General features: G+C 70.7%; 17 protein-coding genes and 1 tRNA gene. 6 read left to right on the top strand and 12 right to left on the bottom strand.

What is annotated here, in order from left to right; translation table 11 throughout:
* Window positions 1–30 precede the first annotated feature (30 nt).
* From C2L58_RS42705 to C2L58_RS42720, 4 genes are all read right to left on the bottom strand, one after another.
* Complete coding sequence (locus C2L58_RS42705; RefSeq protein WP_103343315.1) at window positions 31–1,212, bottom strand: acyl-CoA dehydrogenase family protein; 1,182 nt, start codon at window positions 1,210–1,212, stop codon at window positions 31–33.
* Between the two features lie 104 nt (window positions 1,213–1,316).
* Window positions 1,317–1,973 carry a dTDP-4-dehydrorhamnose 3,5-epimerase family protein gene (locus tag C2L58_RS42710; protein WP_103343316.1) on the bottom strand — a complete coding sequence of 219 codons (657 nt, stop codon included), beginning with the start codon at window positions 1,971–1,973 and terminating at the stop codon, window positions 1,317–1,319.
* A gap of 34 nt (window positions 1,974–2,007) precedes the next feature.
* Entirely contained in the window at window positions 2,008–3,249 is a 1,242-nt protein-coding gene (locus tag C2L58_RS42715; RefSeq protein WP_103343317.1) for a class I SAM-dependent methyltransferase, read from the bottom strand.
* A 50-nt stretch (window positions 3,250–3,299) separates the two neighbouring features.
* Window positions 3,300–4,421, bottom strand: a complete 1,122-nt coding sequence (locus tag C2L58_RS42720) for a DegT/DnrJ/EryC1/StrS family aminotransferase (protein WP_103343318.1) — start codon at window positions 4,419–4,421, stop codon at window positions 3,300–3,302.
* Window positions 4,422–4,668: 247 nt separating this feature from the next.
* Here C2L58_RS42720 and C2L58_RS42725 point away from each other — a divergent pair, with 247 nt between their 5' ends.
* On the top strand, window positions 4,669–5,850 hold the full coding sequence (locus C2L58_RS42725) for an MFS transporter (protein WP_255410632.1): 1,182 nt from the start codon (window positions 4,669–4,671) through the stop codon (window positions 5,848–5,850).
* Window positions 5,841–7,034: a cytochrome P450 gene (locus C2L58_RS42730; protein WP_146073792.1), complete on the top strand. Its 1,194-nt coding sequence runs from the start codon at window positions 5,841–5,843 to the stop codon at window positions 7,032–7,034. The genes C2L58_RS42725 and C2L58_RS42730 overlap by 10 nt, the downstream gene beginning before the upstream one ends.
* 13 nt (window positions 7,035–7,047) lie before the next feature.
* Here the strand turns inward: C2L58_RS42730 and C2L58_RS42735 are convergent, their stop codons facing one another.
* From C2L58_RS42735 to C2L58_RS42770, 7 genes are all read right to left on the bottom strand, one after another.
* Window positions 7,048–8,289 carry an acyl-CoA dehydrogenase family protein gene (locus C2L58_RS42735; protein WP_103343321.1) on the bottom strand — a complete coding sequence of 414 codons (1,242 nt, stop codon included), beginning with the start codon at window positions 8,287–8,289 and terminating at the stop codon, window positions 7,048–7,050.
* Window positions 8,290–8,327: 38 nt separating this feature from the next.
* Complete coding sequence (locus C2L58_RS42740; protein ID WP_103343322.1) at window positions 8,328–8,999, bottom strand: DUF899 domain-containing protein; 672 nt, start codon at window positions 8,997–8,999, stop codon at window positions 8,328–8,330.
* 50 nt (window positions 9,000–9,049) lie between these two features.
* The gene (locus tag C2L58_RS42745) at window positions 9,050–10,606 is read right to left on the bottom strand and encodes an MFS transporter (protein ID WP_103343323.1); all 1,557 of its coding nucleotides are present in this window, start codon (window positions 10,604–10,606) and stop codon (window positions 9,050–9,052) included.
* A gap of 196 nt (window positions 10,607–10,802) precedes the next feature.
* Window positions 10,803–13,307: a glucose-1-phosphate thymidylyltransferase gene (locus C2L58_RS42750; RefSeq protein WP_103343324.1), complete on the bottom strand. Its 2,505-nt coding sequence runs from the start codon at window positions 13,305–13,307 to the stop codon at window positions 10,803–10,805.
* 240 nt (window positions 13,308–13,547) lie between these two features.
* A complete protein-coding gene (locus tag C2L58_RS42755) occupies window positions 13,548–14,645 on the bottom strand; it encodes a nucleotide disphospho-sugar-binding domain-containing protein (protein ID WP_146073793.1) in 1,098 nt (365 codons plus the stop codon).
* A gap of 747 nt (window positions 14,646–15,392) precedes the next feature.
* Window positions 15,393–15,469 (bottom strand) — tRNA-Arg (locus tag C2L58_RS42765).
* A 310-nt stretch (window positions 15,470–15,779) separates the two neighbouring features.
* The gene (locus tag C2L58_RS42770) at window positions 15,780–16,163 is read right to left on the bottom strand and encodes a peptidase inhibitor family I36 protein (protein ID WP_103343327.1); all 384 of its coding nucleotides are present in this window, start codon (window positions 16,161–16,163) and stop codon (window positions 15,780–15,782) included.
* 231 nt (window positions 16,164–16,394) lie between these two features.
* Here C2L58_RS42770 and C2L58_RS42775 point away from each other — a divergent pair, with 231 nt between their 5' ends.
* Both C2L58_RS42775 and C2L58_RS42780 read left to right on the top strand, forming a co-directional pair.
* A complete protein-coding gene (locus C2L58_RS42775) occupies window positions 16,395–17,576 on the top strand; it encodes an MFS transporter (protein ID WP_103343328.1) in 1,182 nt (393 codons plus the stop codon).
* A gap of 323 nt (window positions 17,577–17,899) precedes the next feature.
* Window positions 17,900–19,063 carry a sensor histidine kinase gene (locus C2L58_RS42780; protein ID WP_199191714.1) on the top strand — a complete coding sequence of 388 codons (1,164 nt, stop codon included), beginning with the start codon at window positions 17,900–17,902 and terminating at the stop codon, window positions 19,061–19,063.
* Here C2L58_RS42780 and C2L58_RS42785 read toward each other — a convergent pair.
* Entirely contained in the window at window positions 19,037–19,675 is a 639-nt protein-coding gene (locus C2L58_RS42785; protein WP_103343329.1) for a histidine phosphatase family protein, read from the bottom strand. The genes C2L58_RS42780 and C2L58_RS42785 overlap by 27 nt on opposite strands.
* Before the next feature lie 57 nt (window positions 19,676–19,732).
* On the opposite strand from C2L58_RS42785, the gene C2L58_RS42790 reads away from it, so the two are divergent.
* Window positions 19,733–21,742 (top strand): cytochrome c oxidase assembly protein, encoded by a 2,010-nt coding sequence (locus C2L58_RS42790; protein WP_103343330.1) that lies wholly within the window; start codon window positions 19,733–19,735, stop codon window positions 21,740–21,742.
* A 148-nt stretch (window positions 21,743–21,890) separates the two neighbouring features.
* On the top strand, window positions 21,891–23,567 hold the full coding sequence (gene ettA / locus C2L58_RS42795) for an energy-dependent translational throttle protein EttA (RefSeq protein ID WP_103343331.1): 1,677 nt from the start codon (window positions 21,891–21,893) through the stop codon (window positions 23,565–23,567).
* Window positions 23,568–23,574 lie beyond the last annotated feature (7 nt).

The following is a 23,574-nucleotide window of genomic DNA, read 5'->3' on the forward strand; positions in this document are numbered from 1 at the left end:
TCGTCCGTTCTGTCGAAGGAGGATGGTGACCTAGATGTAGTGCGTGTTGGGCTCGAGGCCGCACAGGATCCGGCCGTACAGCTCGAGGTTCGTGTTCGGGTGCATGATCGCGTGCAGGTTCAGCGTCTGGACGTCACGCTCGATGCGCTGGATCGGCACGCTCTGGTAGATCGACGAGCCGCCGCTCGCGGTGTTGAGGATGTCGACGGCCTCCTTGGCCCGCTGGGCCACCGCGCCCATGTCGAGACGTACCCGGGCCCGCTCCTCGATCGTCCACTCGTGGTCGGTCGGGCCCAGCGTGTCGATCAGGTCCGCCATGCGGTTGGCGTGGAACTCGGCCTCGTCGATCTTGGTGGTCGCCTCGGCCACCTGCAGGTGGGTCAGCGGCGCCTCGGCCTGGTTCTCGTAGGAGGTGTAGGTGATCTTGCGGCCGGGGAGGCGCTCGAAGAACGCGTCCTTGGCGGCCTTCGCCAGTCCCAGCGCGGTGGCGCTGACCGTGGCGCACGCGGTCGGCATGAAGGGCGCCTTGAAGATCGGCGAATCCGCGTTGAGCACCGAGCGGTGCTGGCCGGCCAGCACCGGGCCCATCGACAGCACGCGCTCCTGGGGAACGAAGACGTCCTGCGCGATCGACGTGACGCTGCCGGAGCCGCGCAGGCCCGCCGTGTGCCAGTCGTCCACGATCATCAGGTCCGAGGACGGGATCGCGATCATGATCGGCTCGAACTCGCCGTTCGGGTGGGCGAGCACGGCGGCGTTCGTGTTCCAGTGGCTCTGCTGCGCACCGGTGTTGAACGACCACTTCCCGTTGACGACCAGCCCGCCGTCGACGGACTTCGCCATCGCGGTGGGGCTCAGGATCCCGCACACCCGGACGTCCGGCGTGCTGTGGACCTCGTCCTGGACCTCGTCGGGGAACAGGCCGAGCATCCAGGAGCTGATCGCCCACACCGCGACGGTCCACGACGTCGAGCCGTCACCCTTGGCCAGCTCCGCGAGCACGTCCATCACGGTGCCCATGTCCGACTCGTAGCCGCCGTAGCGCTTGGGGATGCGCATCTTCAGCAGGCCGGACTTCGTCAGCGCCTCGACGGTGTCCTCGGGGAGGCGGCGTTCCTCCTCGGTGCGCAGGGCGTTCTTCTGGAGCAGCGGTACCAGTTCCTTCGCGCGGCGGAGCAGTTCCGCCCGCGAAGGTGTTTCGGTGTGTGCCATCGGTTCCTCCTGGATGGTGTGCGGACGGGGGTCGCGGGAGGCACCGGAGCGCCTTCCGCGAGGCGCGGACGACCGGGCCCCTCCTTCGACCGTCGCATTCGTCGTCACGACGCCCGTCTCCTGGATTGCGGAGTGCCCATCGTCGGCGGGTGAGGAGAACGAGCGCCGAAGGCCGCTTCGATCTCGCGGCACCGCTCGTAGTGCGGCAGCAAGTTCGCCGAACGCGCTTCGGCCAGTGTCGGTGCGACGCGGTCTCGCTCCGACAGGAGCGGGGCCGATTCGGCGGGGACGGGAAGGCCGAGCTCGCGATCGAACAGGTGCAGTGCGAGCTCGTTCTCCTGGACGTACTCCCCGGTCATCAGGTAGGTCATGATCGTGTCGTCGGTCTGGGCGACGAAACCGTGCGCCACCCCGACCGGGAAGTACACCGCGCGGGGCTCGGCGGGGTCCAGCACCACCGTGTCCCAGCGGCCGAAGGTGGGGGAGCCGACGCGGATGTCGAGGACGATGTCCAGCGCCTTGCCGTGCGCGCAGTAGACGTACTTGGCGTTGCCCGGCGGGGTCGCCGTGTAGTGCATTCCCCGGGCCACCCCGGCCCGTGACATGCTGAAGCTGCTCTGTGCCAGGGGAAACGGTGCCCAGCCGCACGTCTCGGTGAACGCGCTGCCGAGGAACGGGGAGATGAAGAACCCCCGATCGTCGGGAAAGCGCGGGATCGAGAACTCGAAGGATCCTTCGACCGCCAGCTCGCGGACACGCATGGGTCGGTACCTCCCGGTACGAAGGGTGGCCGGCTCACACCACGCGAACCGAAGGGACGTAGAGGATCCAGCGGCCGCCGCCGCGGCGGAACTCCTGCTCCTTGGCCATGATCTCGTCCGCGTGGTTCCACGCGAAGAGCAGCGCGTAGTCGGGGTAGGGCGCCGAGAACGCCTCCGAGGGAAGCACCGGGATGTGCTTGCCGGGGCTCAGCCTCTCCTGCTTGGCGGGTGTGCTGTCGCAGACGTGGGACACCAGGGCGGTGTCGATGTCGCAGAAGTTGGTCACCGTCGCGCTCTTCGCGGTCGCCCCGTAGGCGACGACCCGCTTGCCCTGGGCACGCAGGTCACTCAGCAGGCTGACCAGGTCGTCCCGGATCCGCCCCACCGCGGCCGCGAATTCCCGCAGCGTCTCCGGCTCCGCCAGCCGGCGTTCGCTCTCCTCTTCGAGCATCGCGGCCACGGCCGCGCTCGGCTCGCGCTTGCCCGCGCGGGCGAGCGTGTAGCGCACTTCGCCACCGTGCACGCCGAGCCGGGCCACGTCGACCAGTTCGAAGCCGAACTCGGCGGCCGTGTTCTGCACCGAGTGCGCGCTGAACAGGTAGAAGTGCTCGTCGTAGATCTGGTCGAACGACGTCTTCTGCACGATGTCGCCGAGGTAGGGGTCCTCGAACACGAACACGCCGTTGTCGTCGAGCAGCACGTCGAGCCCGCGGAAGATCGAGTCCAGGTAGGGAATGTGGCACAGCGTGTTGGCGGCGAAGACCACCGCGGCCGGCCCGTGCGTGGCCCGCACCTCCGCGGCCGTCGACTCCTCGAAGAAGTCGGTCCGGACCGACACGCCGTTCTCACGCGCGACCCGGGCGACCGAACCGGACGGCTCGAAGCCGAGGTGGCGGACGCCGGCGTCGCTGATGGTCTGGAGCATGATCCCGTCGTTGCAGCCGATCTCGACGGCGAACGGGTCGGGGCCGGTGAGCTCGGTCTCCAGGAAGAACTGCGCGGTCTCGGTGAAGTGCTTGCGCATCACCGCCGAACCGGAGGAGAAGTACGGGTACTGGTCGTTGAACATCGCCTCCCGCGGCACTTCCTCCATCAACTGCACCATGGTGCAGGACGCGCACTGGCCGACCGCCAGCCGGAAGAAGAACTCCGGGCCGGTGTCGGCCCGATCCCGGAAGGCGTCGGAAAGGGGCTGGCGGCCGAGGTCCAGGAACTCCGTGACGGCGCCACGGCACACCCGGCACGCGGTGGCGGCGTCGCTGGCGCGTTCGGTCATCGTTCGACTCCTTGTTCTGGAAGGGCACGGATGCTGGGGCGGGGAGAAGGTCAGACGCTGGTGAGCACCTCGCGGAGCGCCGCGATCACCCGGTCCTGTTCGTCCCGTGCCAGGGACGGGTACATGGGCAGGGAGAAGATCTCGCCCGCCAGCCGCTCGGTCACCGGGAGCGAGCCGCGTGGCACGCCGAGGTGCGCGAACCCGGTCATCGTGTGCACGGGCCACGGGTAGCTGATGTTGAGCGAGATGTCGTACTTCTTGAGGCGTTCGATGACCTCGTCCCGGCGAGGGTGCCGGACCACGTAGACGTAGTAGACGTGCTCGTTGCCTTCGGCGGTCGCGGGCAGCGTCAGCCCGCCCTCGCCGGTCAGGTCGCCGAGCCCCTCGGCGTACCGCCGGGCCACCGCGCGCCGGCCCTCGACGTAGGTGTCGAGCCGGGGCAGCTTGCGGCGCAGGATCTCGGCCTGCACCTCGTCGAGCCTGCTGTTGTGACCGGGTGTCTGCACGACGTAGTAGGTCTCCGCCATCCCGTAGTAGCGCAGCCGCCGCAGGTTCCCGTCGACGTCTTCGTCCCGGGTCAGCACGGCGCCCCCGTCCCCGTACGCGCCGAGCACCTTGGTGGGGTAGAAGGAGAAGGCCGCGGCGTCGCTCATCGTGCCCGCCCGCCGGCCGTGGTGCCGTGCGCCGTGCGCCTGTGCGCAGTCCTCGACGAGCGCCAGGCCGTGCCCCTCGGCGAGCTTCCGCAGCGGCGCCATGTCGGCGCACTGACCGTAGAGGTGGACCGGGAGCAGCGCTTTGGTCCGGTCGGTGATCGCGGCGGCCACCTGGCCGGTGTCCATCAGGAAGTCTTCCTCACGCACGTCGACGAACTTCGGGGTCGCCCCGGCGCCGTCGATCGCGAGCACGGTCGGTGCCGCGGTGTTGGAGACCGTGATGACCTCGTCACCGGGGCCGACGCCGACGGCCTGCAGCGCGAGCTTGACCGCGTTCGTGCCGTTGTCGACACCGACGCAATGGTTCACCCCGTGGTAGTCGGCGAATTCCTTTTCGAAGTTCCAGACACTTTTTCCGAGGACCAGCTGGCCGGATTCGAAGACCGTCTCGACCGCATCGAGGATATCCTGACGTTCCTCTCGGTACTCCCGAAGGTAGTCCCACACACGAATTGTCATAGAAGTCGTCCAATGCGGTGAGTGCGTTCGCTGAGCATGAGGTCCCCGGTGGTCCTGCAGGGCTGGCGGCCTCAGCTTCGCATCGCGGGGATCGCCGTGCCTCTCCACGATTGCGCTGAGGATCCGAGGTTGTCCCAGGGTGCTGATTTTTGCGCGCCCGTGCCGTGAAGTGTGGACAACGGTGGCGAAACATCGGTAACTACCTGAAGTAACTGTGAACTGGGAGGGGGGACCAGGCGTGACATCTGTGCTGACCGTTCCAGGTCTGCGGGCTCGCATCGTTTTCGCCGCTTTCACCGGTTACGGCATGTTGTGGGGGCCGTACTTGTCTTCGATGCCCGACGTGCGCGCCGCGTCCGGTGTGGACGAAGGCACCCTCGGGGTAGCACTGCTGTGCGCGGCCGCCGCGGCGCTGCCCGCGATGCTGGGCACCGGCCGGCTGCTCGACCGCTTCGGCCGCCCGGTGGCGGTGACGGTGGTGCTCCTGTTCGCCGCGGTGTCCGTGCTGCCGGGTCAGGCGGGCTCACCGTTCACGCTGATCGTCGCGCTGACCCTGTTCGGGCTCGGGTCCGGCGCGTGCAACGTCGTCGTCGTGGCGCTCGCGTCGACGGTCGAGGCCGAGGCGGGGAAGCGGGTGATGTCCGGCGGCCACGCGTTGTTCAGCGCGGGGCTCCTGGCCGGCAGCGCGGTCACCGGCCTCGCCAGGGCGGCGGGGATACCGGCGAGTGCCGTCGCGCTGTTCGCGGCCGCCGCGGTGGCCGGGTGGGTGCTGTCGGTCAGGCGCGGGCTGCCCGCCTGGTTCGCCAGGGCGGATCGCCCGCCGGCGGGTGCCAGGCGTGCCCGGCTCACCCGTCCGGTGTTGCTGCTCTGCCTCCTGGCCGGTCTGGCGATGCTGGTGGAGAGCGGTGTCCAGCAGTGGAGCGCGGTGTTCCTCGCCGACGTCCTGCGCGCGCCGGCGAGCTGGGGAGCGGCCGGGCCCGGGGTCTTCGCCGGGGCGATGGCGGTGGGGCGGTTCGCCGGGCAGTGGCTTTCCGGCCGGGTCCCCGCGCGTGTCCTGCTGTGCGGCTCCGGGGTCGTGTCCGGGACGGGAGTCCTGCTGGTCGCGTTCGCCGGGACACCGCTGTCCGGAATGCTCGGGATCGCCGTCGTCGGCGGCTCGCTGTCGGTGGCGACGCCGACGGCGTTCGCGCTCGCCGGGAGCTGGGCACCGCCCGCCGATCGGGGCGCGGTGCTCGGGACCACCACGTCACTGGCCGGCCTCGGCCTCCTGCTCGGGCCCGCGCTGGTCGGCCGGCTGGCCGCCAGCACCGATCTGCGGGTCGCGCTGGCGGGCCTGTGCCTGGCGGCCTTCGCCGTCTTCCTGCTCGCCTTGCGCCTGCCCCGGTACGACCGGCGGCCGGCCGCCGCCACGGAGGGATCATGGAAATGAGTGGGGTGGCCCGCGGCAGCGGTGGTGCGGACTTCGTGCACGGACGTCAGCGGCGGCAGCTGATCGGCCCCGCCGGGGTGGACGGCGCGGGGCCGGTGGAGCGGGTACCGGGTCCCGGCGGGGTGGAATGGCTGGTGACCGGCTATCACGAGGCTCGCGAGGTCCTGCGGGACGACCGGTTCGGGCGGGCCGCGCACTCGGCGTCGCTCCCGCTGCGCGGCCCGGCCGTGCGGATGTCGGTCACCGAACTGGACCGGCCGGCGCACACCCGGATCCGCGGCCTCATCGGTGGCGCGTTCTCCGCCCGCCGGGTGGAGCAGCTGCGCCCGAGAGTCGAGGAACTCGCCGACGAACTGCTTCGCGACGTCGTCGGGCGAAGACCGGGCGCGGACCTGCTCACCGCTTTCTGCGGTCCGCTGACGTTCGCCGCGCACTGCGAGCTGCTCGGCGTGCCGCCCCACCGCCGGGAGCGGATCCGGCGCTGCGCGGTCGAGCGGCTGGGCACCCCCTCGGCCTGCCCGGCGGAGACCCACCGGGCCGAACTGCGGCTGCACGACGAGGTGAGCGCGCTGCTCACCGGGTCCGAACCGCCGGCCACCGGCCTGCTCGCCGAGCTTCTCGCCGAACACCGCCGGGGGATCCTCGGCGAGGAGGAGCTGACCGGCCTCGGCGCTTCGCTGTTCTTCGACGGCTTCACGCTGGCCGCCACCCAGATCGCGAACGTGGTGCTGTACCTGCTGACCGGACCGGGCCGGTTCGCCCGGCTGCGCGACGACCAGGGCGCCCTGGACGGCGTCGTCGAGGAATCGCTGCGTTACTCGCCGTCCGCTCCGATGAGCATGACGCGGGTGGCGCTCGAGGACGTCGTCATCGGAGGGCGGCGCATTCACGCGGGCGACCGGGTCACCGCCGCACTCGCGCTGGCCAACCGGGACGACGCCCGGTTCGAGCGCCCCTGCCGCTTCGATGCGGACCGGCACGGCAACCGGCACCTCGCGTTCGGCTTCGGTACCCACCACTGCGTCGGCGCGCACCTGGCGCGGGTGGAGATCCGCGCCGCGCTCGGGGCGCTGCTGCGGCAGGCTCCGAACCTGCGGCTGGAGGTGGACGAACGGGACATCGCCTGGTTCGCCTCGGCGACGATCCGCGGCCCCGTCGGGCTCCCTGTGCGGTGGGAGCCCTGAGCGGGCGGGGGCTTCAGGCCGCGGAGGGCCGGGCGGCGCGGATGGTCATGTAGTCGTTGTCCTGCGGCAGCCGCAGCGCCTGGCCGCTGAGGTAGTCCACGCCGTCGCTGTAGGTGTAGGGCTGCATGAACCAGCCCGCACGCACGTCGCGGTAGATGCGGGCCAGCGGGTGCGAGTCCGAGTAGGCGGCCCCGCCGACCGCCGTGACGCAGTCGTTGACCAGCTCCAGCGTCAGCCGGTTGATCATCAGCTTGGCGCTCTGGAACGGTGTCATCATCCGGCGCCCGCGTTCGGCGGGGTCGTCGACGATCTCCGAGGCGACCTGTTCGGTGTTGGCCAGCGCGGCGACCGCACACGAACGCGCGGCGTACAGGCGGGCGTCGATCTCGGCGAGCATCGTGCGGGTGGCCGCCGAGGGCGTGCCCCGCCGGCGGGTGAACGTGGCGACCGCGAGGTCGCGGGCCGCCTGCGCGAGGCCGACGTAGAGGCCCAGCAACGTGATCGAGCTGACCGTCTGCCCCGCGAGCGCGGCGTCTCCCGCCGTCCCGGCCGGGTTCCTGAGCAGGATGTCGTCCGCCGCGACCGGGCAGTCGTCGAGCACGATGTCGGACGTGCCGGAGGCACGCATCCCCATGCCTTCCCAGGTGTCGAGGACGGTGAGGCCGGGGGCGTCGCGCGACACCAGCGGGGCGGCCAGCATCGGCCGCCCGTCCTGTTCGTATTGGGCGTAGACGAAGAAGTGCGTGGCGACCGGTGCCATGCTCACCAGGGTCTTGCGGCCGGTGAGGTGCCAGCCGCCGTCTTCGCCGGGGGTCATCCGGGTGACCGTCGTGTGGTGGTCCTTCACCGCGCCGCACACGGCGATCGCGCCGGAGCCCATGCCCCGCAGCACCCGTTCGGCGAGGGCCTTCGCCGCCGGGGTGCCGTGCCGCCATTCGTAGGTCAGGGTGAGCCCCCGGCTGTACTGGACGTGCAGCGCGAGTGCGGTGGACGCGTCGGCCGCGCCGATCCGGAGCAGGGCGAGCGCCACGTCGTGGAGCCGCTCGACGCCGAGGCCGCCCAGCTCCGCCGGCACGGTGGCGCCCAGCACCCCGGACTCCGCGAACCGGGCGAACACGTCGGCCGGGAAGGACTGGTCCCGGTCGTGGCCCGCCGCCCCGGCCTCGATCGCCGGCAGCTGCTCGGTGAGCAGGTCGTGCAGCGCTTGGCCCTGGGGGCTGATCGGGGTGTGCAGATCTCCTGCCGGTACCGGCATCTGTGTTCACCTCTCGGTGCGGCGGTGACGGGCGAAGCTCACGGGTCCTGGCGTCCGAGCGGGGTCAGATCCAGGTAGTTGAGCGTGAACAGCAGGATGTCGAGGCCGCGGGCGTAGGTCGAGTATGTGTGGAAGACCTGGTCGCCTTCGCGCAGGAAGACGCTCAGGCCCGGCAGTTCGGTGCCCCAGATGTCCCAGGGCCCGACGGCCGCTTCGTGTTCTTCCTTGGTGCGGAAGTTGATCAGCAGCGGCGTGACGGACTCGTCGAGGGTCGCGTGGTAGTCGTAGTTGAAGTCGTCCCCGTAGGACGAGTAGTAGGGCACCGTCCAGCCCATCCGCTCGCGGTAGGCGGCGATTTTCGGGTACGGCGCCCGGGAGACCAGCGCCAGCGTGGTGTCCTTCTCGTGCAGATGGGGCAGGTGGCCCAGATCGCGGACCTGGAAGCGGCAGTTGCCGCAGCCCTCGTCCCACGACGGGTCGAACATCACGTGGTGCACGATGAGCTGCCGGCGGCCCTCGAACATGTCCAGGAGCCGGATTTTGCCGTCGGGCCCCTCGAAGACATAGTCCTTGTCGACCTCGACCATGGGGAGTTCACGGCGTTCCGCGTTGAGCGCGTCCCTGGCGCGCGTGAACTCCTTCTCCTTGCGGAGGAACTCCCGCCGGGCGCCGAGCCATTCCTCCCGGGACACGACTTGGGGAAGTGACATGGATGAGGTCCTTCGTCTCGTTTCGTACGGGTGCGCGGCGTCGGACGAGGTCAGTCCGCGGCCCGCACGGTCTCCGCCGGGGTGTCCGCGGCCGGCTCGTCTTCGCCGGCCCCGTCGGCCTCGCTCCCGCGCCGCAGCGTGAAGACGGCCAGTACCGCGAGCGCGAGCACCAGGACCGCGCTGGCTCCGGCAGCGATGTTGAGACCGGCGGTGAATCCGTCGCGGGCGCGGGCGAGCAGATCGGCGCCCTGCGCGCCGGGCAGCCGCCCGGCCACGGTGATGGCGTCGGTGATGCTGTTGCGCGCGACTTCGGTCCCGGGGCCGGTGAGGTGCGCGGTGTAGACGGCGGTGCCGATGCTGCCGATCGCCGCGACACCGAACGCGATCCCGAAGTCGCCGCTGGTCTGGGCGAGTGCCGCGGCCGAGCCCGCCTTGCGGGGGCTGACGGAACCGACGATCAGGTTGTTGGCGAGCGCGCTCATCAGCCCGATGCCGAGGAACACCACGACCGCGCCGGCCACCAGCAGGGGCAGCCCGCCGGTGCTGGGCACGAACACCAGCAGGGTGTAGCCGACGGCGGCGACGGCCATCCCGCCGGTGATCACCCACCCGGGGTGGAGCCGGTGGGCGAGGTGCGGGGCCAGTTGCGCGCCGACGACCATGGCGAGCGACGAGGGAACGAGCCAGAGCCCGGCCGTCATCGGCGACAGCGCGAGCACGGTCTGCAGGTACTGGCTGACCAGCAGCATCACGCCGCCCTGCGTCGCGACCCCGAACATCAGGATGACCAGCGCCGAGCTGAACGCCCGGTTGCCGAACAGCCGCAGGTCCAGCAATGGGCTGGTCAGGCCGCGCTGGCGGCGGACGAACAAAGTCCCGAACCCGAGCCCGGCCACCACGGCGATCACCGGCACGAGACCGATGCCGTCCTTGGCGAATTCCTTGACACCGTAGATGAAGGGCAGGATCGCCAGCAGGGAAAGCACCACGCTGACCAGATCGAGCCGGCCGGCGGATTCGTCCCGGTACTCGGGGAGCAGCAGGGGCCCGGCGATCAGCAGCAGCACCATCACCGGCACGCCGAGCAGGAAGACCGATCCCCACCAGAACCACTGCAGCAGCAGGCCGCCGACGACGGGCCCGAGGGCCGCACCGCCCATGAAGCAGCTGACGTAGACGGCGACGGCCGTCCCGCGTTGCTTGGGGTCGCGGAACATGTTGCTGATCAGCGCCAGTGTCGACGGCGCCAACGTCGCGCCCGCGATACCCATGAGCGCCCTGGCGGCGATGAGCATCCAGGTGCTGCCGGAAAAAGCGGCGAGGACCGACGAAGCGGCGAACGCGGTCGCGCCGATCAGCAGGAGCTTCCGCCTGCCGATCCGGTCGCCGAGGGTTCCCATCGTGACGAGGAACCCGGCGACCATGAAGCCGTAGATGTCGGTGATCCACAGCTGCTGGACGCTGTTCGAGCCCAGATCCTCGCTCAGCCGGGGAAGGGCCAGGTACAGCACGCTGAGGTCGAGTGCGAGCAGCAGCGCCGGCAGCGCCAGGACCGCGAGCCCCAGCCATTCCCGGCGTCCGGCCCGTTCTGGGGCCTCCTGGTGCATGACGGATCCCTTTCCTCAGGCCAGGCCGAGCGTCGGCTCCGGCTCGATGGCATACCGGCTCCTCGCGGACGGCACTGTGCGCGAGGTTTCCCTCTGACCGTTACATACCGCTACATTCTGCTCCGGTGTGGATACTTTTGCCAGTGCGCTGCGCACCCCCGGCTTTATGCGTTTCGCATGTCTTCACCCGGGGTTTTCACAGCTCGACCGCGCGGGTCGTGAGCAGGGCGAGCAGGGACCTGGCCTGCACGTTCACGTAGTGGCCGTGCCGCACCAGCGAACTGAGCTGCCCCGGTGTCATCCAGCGGTAGCCACCCGGCGGGTCCGCCGGTGCTTCGTGTTCGTCCGCGTCGAGGAACAGATAGCGCGTTTTCGCGTGAAAGAACCGCCCGCCTTCTTCGGAATGAATTCCCTCGTAGCGGATCCGCGACGGCGGGGCGTCGACGACGAGGTCGTGGAACGGGGGCCGGTCAGGCCCGCGCAGGTGGGTGTAGTGCTCCGGCGTGTACTGCACCGTCGGCCCCAGTTCGACGACGTCGAGGAAGCCGCCTTCGACCCGGGCGTGGACGAGCAGATGCGGTACTCCGTGGAACGACCGGATCAGGAACGCCGCGACGCCGACGCCGACCGGTTCGATCATCGGCTGTGTCCAGCTGCTCACCTCGCGGCTGCTCGTGTGCGCCGACACCGCCATGACCCGGAAGAACCGGCCGTCCGGGCGTTCGATGACCGAGTCACCGCGTACCCAGCCCTCGACCTCGGTCAGCGGCTTCCGGCTGACCTGGACGTCGTAGCGGGACTTCTCCGCGGTGAACCACGAGAGCACCTCGGTGTCCGGATGCCGGACACCGGCTTCGAGCCGGGTTTCCGGGGCACACGCGAGCACGGTCCGCGAGTCCATGTTGACCAGGTTGTCGTGGTGCAGCAGCTCGGCGATCTGGCCGAGGGTCAGCCAGCGGAAGTCCTCGTGCGCGGGCACGTCGCCGGACACCTCGACGATCATGTTCCGGTTGGACTTCTGGTAGAACCACGATCCGTGCTCGGACTGCGTGGTGTCCACGATCGGCCGGCCGAGGGAGGCGTCGGTGAAGTACTCCAGATAGCGCACTCCGGAGCCGTGGTGCACGCGGCTGAAGTTGCTCCGGGTGGCTTGCACCGTCGGGGAAAGCTGGAACAGGGGGGAGTTCCCCGGCTCCATCTTCGCCTGCATGAGGAAGTGCAGCACCCCGTCGAACTCCTTGGCGAGGATGCCGAGGATGCCGATCTCCGGCTGGACGATGATGGGCTGCTGCCAGCTGCGCCCGTCTTCGGCCACGGAGATGTCGAGGCCCTCCACGGTGAAGAAGCGGCCGGTGTGGTGCGCGAGATTGCCGGTGTCCGGCTGGAACGCCCAGCCGTCCAGTTCGTCGAACGGAATCCGGTCGACCCGGTACTCGTGTGCCTCACCCCGCCGGGACAGCCAGCGCACGCTGTCCACTGTGGAGATATCCGCGCCGGCCACCTGCAGTGCGGCGGAATCGGCCAGCCGGCGGGGGAGATCGCCGTCCTCGCGCGGGGAGAGGGGCCGGTCGGCGACGGCCGGGCCCGCCGTGGCCGGCCGGTCGAAGACGCCGTCGAGGAAGGGCGGTCCGGCGGGGAGCTGGACGTCGGCGTGGTCACCGATCACCAGCCGATGCCCCGAAGCGGCGCCGGATGCCCGGGTCCCGACGTGGGCGTACCGCCCGATCAGGGAATTGCGCAGCGCGGGGACGCCGGTGATGCTCGCGTCGTCGAACACGACCGAACCGGCGATCAGCGACCCGCGCACGGCGCAGTTCCGGCCGAGCGCGGTGTGCGGACCGAGGTGACTGTCCTCGATCACGGTCCCCTCGCCGACCACGATCGGGCCTTCGAGGCGGGAACGGACCACCTTGGCGCCTTCGCCGAGCAGGACCGGCCCGCTCAGCTCGCTGACCGCGTCGACGCTGCCGAGCAGTTCGCCGTGCTCCATGGTGTCGAGGAGCCGCCGGTTGCAGTCGAGCACGTCCTCGGCTTGGCCCGTATCGCGCCAGTACCCGTCGTACCGGGTGGCGCGCACGATCTCGCCCGTGTCGACGAGGAAGCTGATCGCGTCGGTGATCTCCAGCTCGCCCCGCCTGCTCGGCCGGATCGCCGCGACGGCGGCGTGGATGGCGGGGGTGAAGAAGTAGACGCCGACGAGCGCGAGGTCACTGCGCGGCACCCGGGGTTTCTCCTCCAGCCGCACGACCCGCCCGTCCTCGCCGAGCTCGGCAACGCCGAAGTGCCTCGGGTCGGGCACATTGCGCACGACGAGCTGCGCCGCGGGACGGGTGGCGCGGAACTCTTCCGCTACCGCTCCGACTCCCTCGAGCAGGAAATTGTCCCCGAGGTACAGCACGAAATCGTCCTCGCCCAGGAAATCGCGGGCCACGCGGACACAGTGCGCGAGACCGAGCGGTTTGTCCTGACGCAGATAGGTCACCTGCGCACCGAACCGCGAACCGTCCCCGATCGCGGCGGCGATCTGCGCTTCCCCGTCGCCGACGATGATGCCGATCTCCGTGACACCGAGCTCGACGATGTTCTCGAGCACGTGCTCCAGCACGGGCCGTCCCGCGATCGGAACGAGCTGTTTCGGAATCGAATAGGTGAACGGCCGCAGACGAGTCCCGTTCCCGCCCGACAGCACCAGAGCCTTCATCGTGGTGCCTCCTCTGCGTGTGCTGCCCTCATCGTGTCCACGCCCGCACCGGGGGGCGTCTCTTCGCTTGCCTGCGCTGGAACGATCCGGCCGCGCACGGAACCGTCCTCGCAGAACAAGAGAAGACGCGATCAGCCGCCGGGCGTACGGTCACCGGGCAGCGGCCGGTGTCGTCGAGGTTCGGCTTGCCCGGCCGGCTGCCGTCCGACCCCGTGCGGGCTCGCCCACCGATTCCCGCGTTCAGCACCGCTCTTCGAGCATGACGGCGATGTCGGCCGGGCTGGGCTGGGCGGCGATTTCCGCGGCGACCTCCGCCGCGGAAGTCCGGTGCGCGGCCGACTCGACGACCGTGCGGCACGCTCGGTAGATCGCTTCCGTGGTGGTTTCCTCGGGCAGCACCACGATCCCGGTGCCACCCTTGGCCAAGGTCTCGGCGTTGTCGAACTGGTCGTCGAACTGCGGGACCATCACCTGCGGGCACGCGGCGGCGAGCGCGGTCAGCGAAGTGCCCTGACCGGCGTGGTGGATGGCCGCCGCGCACGTGTTCATCACCTCGGCCAACGGCAGCCGGCCGACGTGGCGGACATGACCGGGCAACGCCGGCCACGTCGCGGCCACCCGGTCGTCGACCGCCACGACGAGCTCGGCCTCCAGCGCACCGAGCCGGTGCAGCAGCGGAACCACGAGCCCCTCGATGTCCCGCGAACCGAGGTGCGGCAGCAGCGTGCCGAACGTCACGCACACCCGGCGCGGGTGCCGGTTGCCGGTCAGCCAGCCGGGAATGGAGGCATCGCCGTTGTAGGACACGTGACGGATGCTTTGGTGGTTTTCGGCGTACGCCGCACGCAGGCTCGGTGGCCACGGGTTGAGCACGATGTCGGCGTCCCCGAACGAGGAGCCACCCCATTCGGCTTCCCACGCGGCCCGGTATTCCGGCAGTTCGGCGGCACCCCAGTGGAGTTCGGCCCGCGGCACCCCGGCGTCGGCGGCCACGAGCGGGCCGGCCCGCTCCGCGCGTTCGCTGACCACCAGGTCGGGCCGCCAGTCCCGCACGAGTTCTTCGGCACCGGAAAGGCTCCGCCGCGCGATCCGCGCGAAGGCGCGACCGTGCGCGAACGCCTGTTGCCCGGCCGGAACCCCCTCCCCCGCGGCGACGTCCGCGACGCCGCCGGAGCCGCTCCACGAGCACGCCGGCAGTCCGGCGCGCAGGACCGTGGGCCGGAAGTCCTCGGTGGTGGCCACCAGGACCTCGTGCCCGCGCGCTCGGCAAGCCCAGGCGAGCGGCACCAGGGTGAAGAAGTGGCCCGGCAAACCGACGGTGGTGAAAAGAATGCGCACAGCCAACTCCCGGATCGCGGATTCGGGGAACAAGAATATCGCCGCCGGATCCCCGTCCTTCTCCTGAATTGACCTGCCTTCGCGCCGAATCCACAGTGGATCCTCCTTCCGGGCGAACTCCCGCGTCCCGTGCGGCGTCAGGCCGCCGCTTCCGAATTGGACGATGCCGGCCGATCGGCCGGTGGCCACCGGGTGTCCGGTCCCGCCGCCGGCGACCGCCCGAGTGCCGGCGGCCGGGGTTCCGTGGTGCCTGGTGTCTCCGGCCCGGGAGAGGCCGTGCCCGACCGGGCCGTCAGGTGCTGCAGCTTGGTCAGGTGCCGTTGGACGAGCCCCGCCTGTCGCGCTTCGGCGAGGACCGCGCGGGTGACGCTGTTGCCGCGACTGCGTCGGTGCCGCCCGCTGGTTTCGTTGTGGTCCACAGGGGTGTCTCCCTCGATCGGGTCGGCGTGTCGGTTCGCCGTGGTGTGGGGTGTCATTGCTCGGTGTGATCGCGCGGTTGCAGCGAAGCGTCTCCGGCGATGTTCGGCGTCCGGGTAACAAGGTTGTCTCGGGAAGAGCTCGGCCCGGGATCGTTGGGCCACCTGGCCGTTCGCACGGTGCGTCGTCCGGACCTGTGCACCCGGCGGGGGATCGCGGGGCGGCCACCGTCCACAGTGGGAGCACGACGGCGGAGAAGAGGGTCCCGGTGTGGGCCGGATCACGTGGCCGGGGCACGTCGTGCGCGACCGCGCACGACGTCTTCCCTGGTGGCGCCCCCGGCAGGACTCGAACCTGCGACCTAGAGATTAGAAGGCTCTTGCTCTATCCAGCTGAGCTACGAGGGCCCGCGCCGACGGCTGGTGCCGACCGTGCCGGTCGCCCGGCACGGGCAGCTTAGTCGTCGCCATTCTCTCGATCGTTCGACACCGGCGAATCGTTTCAGGTCTCGTTCGACGTAATTCCGGAGTTCCGTGGCGAGACCGTCACGGCGGGCGACGAGGCGGCCCGGGGTCCGTGGCCCGTGGGCGCGCCTTGCCGCGGAGGCGCGCCCACGGGTGGGGCCGCTGTCGGGGGAGCGGCCCCGGACGGGCCCGTCCGCCGCCGCGAGCCGGCTCCCCCTTGGAGCGGACGGCGGTGCGGGCCCAGCTCATGGCGTCACTCCCAGATCTGGATCCCGCGGACCAGGAACGGCGCGTCCGGCACGAACGTGCCGCCACCCGGGTAGGTGACGAAATCCCCCTCGGTCGAGCATTCCTCGCTCTGGTACACCGTGACGTCCCGGCTCAGCAGATTCGCGAACGACGATCCTTCGAATCCGGCGGGTAGCGGAATGCATTCTTCGGGATTGGCGGTGCGCAGGTCGAATCGCTGCGCGTCGCCGCCGTAGCGGTCCGCGGACCAGATGCAGAATTCCCCCTTCCGGCAGGGCGGATCCGGCGGCGCGGAGGCGGCCTGGGCGACTCCCGTGCTGGTCAGCAGTCCGACGGTGGCCAGGATCAGCAGGTGCGGCAACCGGAAGCGAAGACGACGTGCAGGCATGATGGTTTTCCCCTTTGCTGGATTCTCGGCCTCATGGGCCGCGGTGAACGTGTGATTCCAGATTGGCGGGTGGAGGGGAAGTTGTCAGCCCGCGATTTCAATTCTGTGGACAAGTCGCCGGCGTGGACGGGGTTGTCCACAGGTCCGCGAACGGGCCTTGCGGCCGGGGCGTACCGGTGTTACGCGCGCCCGTGCCAAGCTGCCAAGCTGGGGTGGCGGAAGGGGGGAGCCATGCGGGATCGGATCGCGGTGTTCACCGTGTTCGCCCTCAACGGCCTCGCGGTGGGCTCCTGGGCGACACGGACCCCGGCGCTGACCGCGCAGGTGCACGCCTCACCGGGCGTTTTCGGGCTCGCCCTGCTCGCGGCCAGCACGGGTCTGCTCGGCGCCGCCTCGGTGTCCGGGCGGATCGTCGAGCGCGCCGGCGCCCGGGCGTCGATCGCGGTGAGCACCGGCCTGGCCGCCGTTTCGCTGGTGCTGATCGGGTTCGCGCCCGACGTCCCGCTCCTGGCCGGGGCGCTGTTCGTGATGGGCGTGAGCATCGGGATGCTGGACGTCGCGATGAACGTCGCCGCGGTGGCCGTCGAACGCCGGTCCGGCCGCCCGCTCATGCCGGTGTTCCACGCCGGGTTCAGCTTCGGCGCGCTCGCCGGCTCGCTGGCCGCGGGCCTCGCCGCCGGGCACGGCTGGTCCCCGGCGCGGCACCTCACCGTCGCCGCCGTCGTGACGGTCGTGGTGCTGGTGGCGGTGATCCGCGCGGTCCCGGGCATCCGGCCGCGGCACGGCACCGCACCCGTCGTGCCCGCCGGCCGCCAGGCCCCGGTCCGCCGTCCGGTGCTGTGGCTGCTCGCCGCGGTCGCGTTGTGCTCGGCCATCGCCGAGGGCGCGGCGGGAGACTGGTCCGCGCTGCTGATGACGGCCGAACGCGGGGTCGGCCCGGGTGCGGCGGCCCTGGCGTTCGCCGGGTTCCAGCTGGTCATGACGCTCGTGCGGCTGGCCGGGCCGTGGGTGCAACGGCGGCTCGGGCCGACCCGCTGCCTCGTCGGGGGCGCAGCGCTGGCGACGGCCGGCTTGCTCGCCACGGCGACGATCCCGGTCGCCGCCGCCGGTTACGTGGGCTTCGCGCTGGCCGGGGCCGGTCTCGCCGCCTCGTTCCCGCTCGCGCTGAGCCTGGCCGGGGACGCCGGGAAACGCGCCGACGGGACCGGAGGGGAACGCGAAATCGGCTTCGTCACGGCCATCGCGTACACCGGGTTCCTCGGCGGGCCGCCACTGATCGGCGGGATCGCGCAGGCGGCGGGCTACGGCGTGGCGTTTCTGTTCGTCGCGCTGCTCGCCGCGCTGATCCTGCCGGCCGCGATCGCCGCCCGGCGGTCGCGGCGGCGCGAGGAGGCGGGGCAGGTGGCCGGCTGATTCCGGCCGGACCGCTGCTGACCTGGTCCGCGGCGCCGGCTGCCCGGCGGTCGGCCTGCCCTGTGGAAGCCACGCAGGGGCGGGCCGAACCGCAGCTGACCCGGTCCGCAGTGTCGGCCACCCAGCGGTCGCCCTGCGGAGGCCGAGCAGGTCGCCGTCCCATTCCGGCCGGACCGCCCTCCGCCGTGACCCGTTGACAGCGCCGAACCGCTCGGGGCAAGCTGATCCGGGTCGGTAAACTGAAATGAATACGGCGACGTTTCAATTTCAGGTCGGCTGATCAAGGCGGGGGCGCCTTGACCGGGGAGGACGTCGTGAGGGTTGTGCTGCTCGGCGGAGCGGGGGCGCTCGCCGGCGGAAGCGGGCGGTGGGGCGGGCTGTCGCTCGTCCAGAGCGCCGTGCCGCGGCTCGTTCTGGTGCCCGCCGCGTTCCGGCTGGCGCTGTTCCTGCAGGCGGTCTGGTCCACCGGCGCGCTCGGCGCGCCGGCGCTCTGGCTCACCGTCGGGTTCTTCGTGGTGCCCAACCTCCTGGAGGTGGCCTGGGTCTTCCGCCGCGCCACCGGCATCCGGCCGGTGCTCGCCGCCGACACCGCGTACACGCTCGTCACGAGCCTGGCGGCGGCGGCGTTCGCGCCCGGCCTGCTCACCCTGACCTGGCCCAACATCATGGGCACGGTCATGGTCTGGACCCTGCTGCGCGGCGCGCCGTCCGGGGCGGTCGCCGTCCTCGGCGCCGTGCTCCTGCGGTACGGCATGGCCGCGGTGTCGGGCACCTCCGCCCCCGCGACGTGGATCCTGCTCGCCCTGGTCGCGGCCGCCGCGACGGCCCTGGCCATCGTGCTGCTCGTTGCCGGGTCGATGCGGTTCGCGCTCGGGCTGGGCGAGCAGCGCGGCCGCGCCGCCGAGCGGGAACGGCACCGCCGCGACGTCCACGACACCGTCCTGCAGGTGATGGAGTCCCTCGCGCTGCCCGCGCCCGGAGACGCGCTCGACCCGCGGGGCAGCCTCGACCAGGTCCGCCGCACCGCCCGCGCGCAGGCCCTGCGGCTGCGGCTGAGCCTCGACGGTGACGCGCCCGCCGAGCCGGGCGGGCTCGAACACCGCCTCGGCGCGCTGGCGGTCGAGATGACGGCCGACGGTCTCCGCGTCGACCTCGTGGTCCTCGCGAAGCCCACTGACGTCCCCGAAGCCGTCGTCAACGCCCTTCACGACGCAACCCGCGAAGCACTGCGAAACACCTTGAAGCACGCGAGAACGGCGAAGGCCGTAGTGTGCCTCGAAGAGCACGAAGACGTCGTCACGGTGTCCGTGCGCGATCACGGCACCGGCTTCGACCTCGCCGCGAGCCACGTGGGGTTCGGCATCGAGAACTCGATCCACGCGCGGATGGCCGAGATCGAGGGCGGCGCGCGCATCGACTCGGCGCCCGGCCACGGCACCCGCGTCGTGCTGACCGCGCCGCTAAAGCTGGGTTTCCCCGTCGGGTGAGTCCCGCCACTGGGCGAACGGGCGGTCCAGCGCCCACTTGCCGTCCTGCTCTTCGAGGACGCGGTATTCGCAGGTCGCCGGGTTGGACAGGGACTCGAACAGCTCGATGCTCCAGCCGAAGAGCCGCCGGCACAGCAGCCGCAGCGTGAGCCCGTGGGAGACGATCAGGACCGTCTCCGGGTGACTTTCCTCGCGCATCCGCAGGTCCGAGAGGAACGCCGCGACGCGGTCGTCGACGTCCGCGCCCGACTCGCCGAACGGCAGCCGGTAGAAGAAGTGCCCGAACTCGTGGCGCCGGGCTTTCTGGATCTCCTGCCCGGCCGGGTCCTGCAGGTTGCCCCAGTCCTGCTCGCGCAGCCGCGGCTCCTGCACCAGCCGCTCGCACGACGCCCGGATGTCCAGCAGCCGCAACGTCTCCCGGGTGCGCAGGTACGGGCTGACGTACACCGCGGGCCGCGAGCCGTCCAGCAGCCGCGCGATCTCCGGCGCCACCGCGCGGGCCTCCTGCTCTCCCTTGGCGGTCAACGGGAGGGCGTGGTCGGGGATCCGCGTGTAGGCGAGCTCGTCGACGTTGCCGAGCGACTCGGCGTGCCGCAGCAGGATCATCTTCACGGCTCCCATCCTGCCCGTCACACGGGCCTGACCGGGGCTGGGCCTACGCTCAGGGGCGTGTCCGCGACGAAATCCGACGTCCCCACCCAGCGCCGGGCCAGCGTGCTGCCCCTGCTCGTGGTCGGTGTCCTGCTGGCGGCCGTGGTCGCGATCGGCCTGATCGCGCTCACCGGCGGGGCCGGTTACGCCATCGCCGGCCTGCCCGATCCGGGGCTGGTCACCAAGTACGGCATCACCGTCATGCGCGTGGTGTCCGAATCCGCGTCGGTGATCTGCGTCGGGTCGCTGCTGCTGGCGGCCTTCCTGGTGCCGCCGCAGAAGTCCGGGACGCTCGGGCCCGAGGGCTACGGCGCCCTGCGCGCGGCCGGGATCGCCGCCTGGGTGTGGTTCGCCGCGGCCCTGCTCTCGGTCGCCTTCACCGCCGCCGACACCGCCGGAAAGCCCTTCGGTGACGTCCTGGACCCGCAGACGCTGCTCGACCTCGTCGGCGCCATCGAACAGCCGAAGGCGTGGCTGTGGACGGCGCTGATCGCGATCCTCATCGCGCTCGGCTGCCGGCTCGCGCTGTCCTGGGGCTGGACGGCGGTGCTGTTCTTCGCCGCCGTCGGCGGGCTGGTCCCGGTCGCCGTCACCGGGCACTCGGCCAGCGGCGGCTCGCACGACGTCGCCACCAACAGCCTGCTGTTCCACCTGGTCGCCGCGGCGCTGTGGGTCGGCGGCCTGGTCGCCCTGCTGGCGCTGGGGTACCGGCGCGGGGGCCACCTGAGCCTGGCCGCGCAGCGGTTCTCCAAGCTGGCCCTGGTCTGCTGGATCGTGATGGCGCTCTCCGGCGCGGTCAACGCGCTGGTCCGGATCGGCCTGAACGACCTGTTCACCACCGACTACGGCCTGCTCGTGGTGGCCAAGACGGTCGCGCTGCTGCTGCTCGGTGTCTTCGGCCACCAGCAGCGCGAGAAGGGCGTCGCGAACCTCGTCGACGGCAAGGGGGGCGCCCAGCTGCTGCGCCTGGCCTCGGTCGAGATCCTGATCATGTTCGTCACCATCGGCATCGCGTCCGGGCTGGCCAGGACGCCGCCGCCGGCGGACGCGATCACCCAGCCGTCCACCACCGAGCTGCTGATCGGCTACAACCTCGACGGCGCGCCGACGGTCTGGCGGCTGCTCTTCGACACCCGCTTCGACCTGGTTTACGGAACGCTCGCGCTGGTGTTGGGCGGCCTGTACCTCGCCGGGGTCCGGCGGCTGCTGCGCCGCGGCGACACCTGGCCGGTGGGCCGCACGGTCGCCTGGATCGCCGGCTGCGTGGTGCTGCTGATCGCGACGTCGTCGGGCGTCGGCCGGTACGCGCCCGCGATGTTCAGCGTGCACATGGGCAACCACATGCTGCTGTCGATGGTGGCGCCGGTGCTGTTCGTGCTCGGCGGGCCGGTCACGCTCGCGCTGCGTGCCCTGCCGGCCGCGGGCAAGGACACCCCGCCCGGGCCGCGCGAGTGGCTCGTCGCCTTCGTGCATTCGCCGGTGTCGCGGTTCCTGACCCACCCCGTGGTCGCGCTGCTGCTGTTCGTCGGCTCGTTCTACGCGCTCTACTTCTCCGGCCTGTTCGACACCGCCCTGAACTACCACTGGGCGCACCTGGCGATGAACGGGCACTTCCTGCTCGCCGGGTACGTCTTCTACTGGCCGGTGATCGGCGTCGACCCGGCGCCGCGGCGGATCCCGTACCTCGGCCGGCTCGGGATGATGTTCGCCGCGATGCCGTTCCACGCGTTCTTCGGCGTGATCCTGATGAGCAAGCAGACGGTCATCGGGCAGACCTTCTACAGCCAGCTGCACCTGCCGTGGGTCACCGACCTGCTCGCCGACCAGCGGCTCGGCGGCGGCATCGCCTGGGCGGCCGGCGAGGTCCCGGTGCTGCTGGTGCTGATCGCGCTGCTGGTGCAGTGGTCGCGTCAGGACGAGCGCGAGGCGAAGCGGCGTGACCGGCGCGAAGCGGTGACCGGCGACGAAGAGCTGAACGCCTACAACGCGATGTTGAAGAACCTCGCCGAGGGCAAGCGGGCCGACTGAGTCTCGACGTCCGGTTGAGCTTGAGCCGCTGTCCGGCTGCCAGGAAAACGGCCGTTTCGGTAGTCTCGCCGTGATCTCGGGCTGACTTTCGGTAGTGCGGTGGTGACCGGCGTCGAGCCGCGATCAAGCGCGTTCTACGATCGTGGGTATGGCCGAGTTCATCTACACCATGAAGAAGGTGCGCAAGACCGTCGGGGACAAGGTCATCCTCGACGACGTCAGCACCGCGTTCTACCCCGGCGCCAAGATCGGCGTGGTGGGGCCGAACGGTGCCGGTAAGTCCACCGTTCTCAAGATCATGGCGGGGATCGAGCAGGCCAGCAACGGCGAAGCGTTCCTCCAGCCCGGCGCCTCCGTCGGCATCCTCATGCAGGAGCCGGTGCTCAACGAGGAGAAGACCGTCCGGCAGAACGTCGAGGAGGGCCTCGGCGAAGTCAAGGTCAAGCTCGACCGGTACAACGAGGTCCTCAAGCTCATGGAGACCGAGTACACCGAAGAGCTGATGGAGGAGATGGGCCAGCTCCAGGAGGAGCTGGACCACGCCGACGCCTGGGAGCTCGACTCGACCGTCGAGCAGGCGATGGACGCGCTCCGCTGCCCGCCGCCGGACGAAGGCGTCTCCCACCTCTCCGGTGGTGAGCGCCGCCGGGTCGCGCTGTGCAAACTGCTGCTGTCGGCGCCCGACCTGCTGCTGCTCGACGAGCCCACCAACCACCTGGACGCCGAAAGTGTCCTGTGGCTGGAGCAGTTCCTCTCCCGCTACGCCGGCGCCGTCCTCGCCGTCACCCACGACCGGTACTTCCTGGACAACGTGGCCCAGTGGATCATGGAGATCGACCGCGGCCGCGTCGTCGGCTACGAGGGCAACTACTCGACGTACCTGGAGAAGAAGCGCGAGCGCCTCGAGGTCCAGGGCAAGAAGGACCAGAAGCTCGCGAAGCGCCTGAAGACCGAGCTCGAGTGGGTGCGGTCCAACGCGAAGGCGCGGCAGACGAAGTCCCGCTCGCGCCTCGATCGCTACGAGGAGATGGCGGCGGAGGCCGACAAGCACCGCAAGCTCGACTTCGAAGAGATCCAGATCCCGCCGGGCCCGCGGCTGGGCAACGTCGTGGTCGAGGTCGAGAAGCTGCGCAAGGGCTTCGACGAGCGCGTCCTCATCGACGGCCTGTCGTTCGACCTGCCGCGCAACGGCATCGTCGGCGTGATCGGCCCGAACGGCGTCGGCAAGACCACGCTGTTCAAGACCATCGTCGGGCTCGAGGAGCCGGACGGCGGCGAGGTCAAGATCGGCGAGACGGTCAAACTGTCCTATGTGGACCAGAACCGTGGCGGGATCGACCCGAAGAAGACCGTCTGGCAGGTCGTCTCCGACGAGCTGGACTACATCCACGTCGGCCAGACCGAAATGCCGTCGCGCGCGTACGTCAGCGCGTTCGGCTTCAAGGGCCCGGACCAGCAGAAGCCGGCGGGCGTGCTCTCCGGTGGCGAGCGCAACCGGCTCAACCTGGCGCTGACGCTCAAGCAGGGCGGGAACCTGATCCTGCTCGACGAGCCGACGAACGACCTGGACGTCGAGACGCTGGGCTCGCTGGAGAACGCGCTGGAGCAGTTCCCCGGCTGCGCCGTCGTGATCTCCCACGACCGGTGGTTCCTCGACCGGGTCGCGACGCACATCCTGGCCTGGGAAGGCACCGACGAGAACCCCGCGCAGTGGTTCTGGTTCGAAGGCAACTTCGAGGGGTACGAGAAGAACAAGGTCGAGCGGCTCGGCGCCGAAGCGGCCCGGCCGCACCGCGTCACCCATCGCAAGCTGAAGCGCGACTGAGGGGGCG

The organism is Amycolatopsis sp. CA-126428, assembly GCF_002904335.1.
Classification (GTDB): domain Bacteria; phylum Actinomycetota; class Actinomycetes; order Mycobacteriales; family Pseudonocardiaceae; genus Amycolatopsis.

Bases quoted from the DNA above. Each gene is read 5' to 3' on its own strand.
- C2L58_RS42730 (WP_146073792.1), top strand. From the start codon at position 5,841: ATGGAAATGAGTGGGGTGGCCCGCGGCAGCGGTGGTGCGGACTTCGTG.
- C2L58_RS42770 (WP_103343327.1), bottom strand. From the start codon at position 16,163: ATGCCTGCACGTCGTCTTCGCTTCCGGTTGCCGCACCTGCTGATCCTG.
- C2L58_RS42720 (WP_103343318.1), bottom strand. From the start codon at position 4,421: ATGACAATTCGTGTGTGGGACTACCTTCGGGAGTACCGAGAGGAACGT.
- C2L58_RS42705 (WP_103343315.1), bottom strand. From the start codon at position 1,212: ATGGCACACACCGAAACACCTTCGCGGGCGGAACTGCTCCGCCGCGCG.
- C2L58_RS42735 (WP_103343321.1), bottom strand. From the start codon at position 8,289: ATGCCGGTACCGGCAGGAGATCTGCACACCCCGATCAGCCCCCAGGGC.
- C2L58_RS42750 (WP_103343324.1), bottom strand. From the start codon at position 13,307: ATGAAGGCTCTGGTGCTGTCGGGCGGGAACGGGACTCGTCTGCGGCCG.
- ettA (WP_103343331.1), top strand. From the start codon at position 21,891: ATGGCCGAGTTCATCTACACCATGAAGAAGGTGCGCAAGACCGTCGGG.
- C2L58_RS42715 (WP_103343317.1), bottom strand. From the start codon at position 3,249: ATGACCGAACGCGCCAGCGACGCCGCCACCGCGTGCCGGGTGTGCCGT.
- C2L58_RS42745 (WP_103343323.1), bottom strand. From the start codon at position 10,606: ATGCACCAGGAGGCCCCAGAACGGGCCGGACGCCGGGAATGGCTGGGG.
- C2L58_RS42710 (WP_103343316.1), bottom strand. From the start codon at position 1,973: ATGCGTGTCCGCGAGCTGGCGGTCGAAGGATCCTTCGAGTTCTCGATC.
- C2L58_RS42775 (WP_103343328.1), top strand. From the start codon at position 16,395: ATGCGGGATCGGATCGCGGTGTTCACCGTGTTCGCCCTCAACGGCCTC.
- C2L58_RS42740 (WP_103343322.1), bottom strand. From the start codon at position 8,999: ATGTCACTTCCCCAAGTCGTGTCCCGGGAGGAATGGCTCGGCGCCCGG.